Annotated in this window: 3 protein-coding genes; all 3 read right to left on the bottom strand. The window is 49.2% G+C overall.

The window, feature by feature from the left end:
• A partial coding sequence (locus RRY12_13035) for an ABC transporter substrate-binding protein (GenBank protein ID MEG2185598.1) occupies positions 1-848 on the bottom strand: 848 nt, incomplete at its 3' end.
• Positions 849-875: 27 nt separating this feature from the next.
• Positions 876-1,583 carry an ABC transporter ATP-binding protein gene (locus RRY12_13030; GenBank protein ID MEG2185597.1) on the bottom strand — a complete coding sequence of 236 codons (708 nt, stop codon included), beginning with the start codon at positions 1,581-1,583 and terminating at the stop codon, positions 876-878.
• On the bottom strand, positions 1,573-2,178 hold a 606-nt coding region (locus tag RRY12_13025), incomplete at its 5' end, for an ATP-binding cassette domain-containing protein (protein MEG2185596.1). The genes RRY12_13030 and RRY12_13025, both read right to left, overlap by 11 nt.

The following is a 2,178-nucleotide window of genomic DNA, read 5'->3' as shown; positions in this document are numbered from 1 at the left end:
ATAAAGCGGCTTGCGCCAACTATACCATTTGCGTTTTTCTTCGCAAGTTCAACAAATTTCTCATTGAACGTACCGCTGGTAGGGTCCATTATAAGCATTTTGCCGCCAAGCCCCATTTCGTTGAACTGGGCTACGACTCTGGAAAGGTCGACGGTTTCGCCAAAGAGGCACAGCGCGTCCGCTCCGGAAGCCTTAAGTTTGGTGACGATGGGATAATAGTCCGTCTCACCCTGATTGAAGTATTCGGTGAAGACGGCTTTGCCGCCCAGTTTTGCAAGTTCATTATTAAAAGCTTCGACTGAACCGCGTCCGTAGTCCGTGTTTATGGCGATATAAGCCCATTTTTTCGCTTTTTTATCATTGACGGCCCATTTCGTGAACGCCTTGGCGATCATGGCGGAGTTGTCGCAGCCGCGGAACATCCATTTGTTGCCCATCTCAGTGATTTTAGGCGCAAGGGAAACAGGGGTGATAAGAGGAGTCTCTGATCTCTTTGCCACATCCATCATGGCAAGAGTGCAGGAGCTTCCAAAGTCACCGATAACAGCAGTCACTTTCTGCATTCCTACGAGCTTTTCCATAGCGGCGACTGCTGTCGCGGGGACGTTTGCGCTGTCCTCCACCTTCAGTTCGATCTTGTTGCCTTTGATGCCGCCCTTTGCATTGATCTGGTCTGCCGCCATCTTAATGCCGTTCAGAGCGAGACCGCCGTCGTACGCGATAGGACCTGTTGTGGGAACTACCACGCCAATTTTGATCGGGCCCTTCGGTATCGCCGCATTGGCTCCCGCCGCGCACACACCAACCGCCAACATTGCCGCCATAAAACACGAAACTAATTTCTTCACACTAAAACACCTCCGCTTATTTTCTTCCTACACACCAAGGTAGGATTTACGCACTTCGTCGTTTTTCAGCAAATCAGGCCCTTTTCCGGAGAGGACGACCCTTCCGGTTTCGAGAACATAGGCGTAATCCGCTATGGAAAGAGCCATAAATGCATTTTGTTCAACCAATATCACAGTCGTTCCGTCGTCTCTTATCTTTTTTATGATTTCTACGACCTTATCCACTATTATCGGAGCAAGTCCCAAAGACGGTTCGTCAAGCAAAAGAAGTTTAGGCCCAGACATCATCGCCCGAGCTATCGCAAGCATCTGCTGTTCACCGCCGCTCAAGCTGCCGGCAAGCTGCTTTCTCCTGTCCGCCAGTTTGGGGAAATTAACAAAAGACTGCTGAAGTCTTTCGGCTAATACCTTGGGATCTTTTACCGAAACTCCGCCCATTTCCAGATTCTCCTGAACGGTCATACTCGGCCACATACGGCGTCCCTCTGGGGACTGTGAAAGTCCGGCCGCTACGATCTGCTCAGGGTACATCTTTTGTATCTGACGCCCATCAAACTCTATAGTTCCAGCGCTGGGTTTCAAAACTCCCGAAAGGCACATCATAAAGGTGCTCTTGCCCGCGCCATTTGCGCCTATAAGCGTAACGATAGAACCCTTTTCCGCCTGCATGGAGACATCGTGAAGCGCGTCAGTTCTGCCATAACCCGCGCACAATCCGTCAACTTTAAGAAACATGCTCTTTATACCCCCTGCCGAGATAGGCTTCAATGACCCTGGGATCGTTAGCAACTTCTTTTGGGCCGCCCTCTGTCAGTTTTTCTCCGTTGCAAAGTACCGCAAGGCTGTCTGAAATAGAAACGACGAGCCCCATATTGTGCTCAATCAAAAAAACAGTCACTTTGAGGAGATCTCTTATCTTACGGATGATCTCAATCAGTTCTTTGGTCTCGACCGGATTAAGCCCCGTGGCCGGCTCGTCGAGCATCAGCAGTTTTGGTTCCGTCGCAAGAGCGAGAGCGACAGAGAGCATTCTCTGTTTACCATAGGGGATGTTTTTGACTAGGTGTTCTTTCCACTCATAAAGGCCGGTAAACTTCAGAAGTTCTTCGGACCTTTGAGCGACATCCTTCATCTCAGATTTCATTTTAGAATTGTGGGACAAAATATCAAGCAGGCCTGTATGCCGATGAAGATTGAATCCTATTTTTACGCTGTCTTCAACGGAAACTTCGGCAAAGATATTAGTTTTTTGAAAGGTCCTTACCAGGCCAAGTTTCGCGATCTCATTGGGCTCTTTGCCGGTAATATCCTGTCCGTTGAAAAGGACGCT

Origin of the sequence: Cloacibacillus sp. (assembly GCA_036655895.1) — a bacterium.
Classification (GTDB): domain Bacteria; phylum Synergistota; class Synergistia; order Synergistales; family Synergistaceae; genus JAVVPF01.
This window is presented reverse-complemented; position numbering and strand designations above follow the sequence as displayed.